This window comes from Fictibacillus nanhaiensis (assembly GCF_036213205.1).
Taxonomy (GTDB): domain Bacteria; phylum Bacillota; class Bacilli; order Bacillales; family Fictibacillaceae; genus Fictibacillus; species Fictibacillus nanhaiensis_E.
Genome location: NZ_JARMFC010000045.1, coordinates 1 through 815 on the forward strand (window position 1 = coordinate 1; position 815 = coordinate 815).

The 815-nt window shown below is 41.3% G+C and carries 1 protein-coding gene; it reads right to left on the reverse strand.

Annotated elements, in window-relative coordinates:
- Positions 1–815, reverse strand: an 815-nt coding sequence (locus tag P4V41_RS21410; protein ID WP_328087241.1) for an amino acid permease, incomplete at both ends; no start/stop codon positions are given.

Sequence of the window (815 nt, forward strand, 5' to 3'; positions counted from 1 at the left end):
GCATAGAACAATCGTGTCTGACCGAACATCATGACGATTAACACCGTTGTAATACCTACAATTGCTCCCAATGAAATGAAACCTGCTGCCCAATCTTGACCGATAAATTGCAGAGCAAAAGCTACAGGATCTTTTACATTAAGCATGTTATAAGGAACAATCCCTGTAAGAATGAGTGAAACGACGATATAGATCACTGTACATATGGCTAATGCAGAGATAATACCAATTGGTAAGTTTCGTTGGGGATCCTTCACTTCCTCTGCAGCTGTGGATACTGCATCGAAACCAAAATAGGCAAAGACAACAACTGCTGCTCCCGTCACTACACCTGAGAATCCAAATGGTACAAACGGCTCCCAGTTAGCAGGTTCCACATACCAAACGCCGACAGCGATGAATAAAAGAATAACCGCTACTTTTACGATTACCATAATGGAATTGAATTTAGCAGATTCTTTAACGCCTCTTGATAGAAGAAGTGTGACGAGTAAAATAATCATAACTGCAGGCAAATCAATATAAGTTCCCTTTGAAGGATCAAAAGCACTTGTAACAGCTGTAGGAAGATGTATACCGAAGCCGGTTAAAAGGCTTTGAAAATATCCTGACCAACCACTCGCTACAGCTGATGAAGCGAGCCCATATTCTAATACGAGATCCCATCCTAGAATCCAAGCAAAAATTTCCCCGAATGCTACATAACTGTAAGTGTAGGCACTACCCGATTGCGGAATCATTGATGCGAATTCGGAATAACAAAGTGCCGCAAAAACACAGGCAAGCCCTGCAATAATAAAAGATAGGATTAGAGC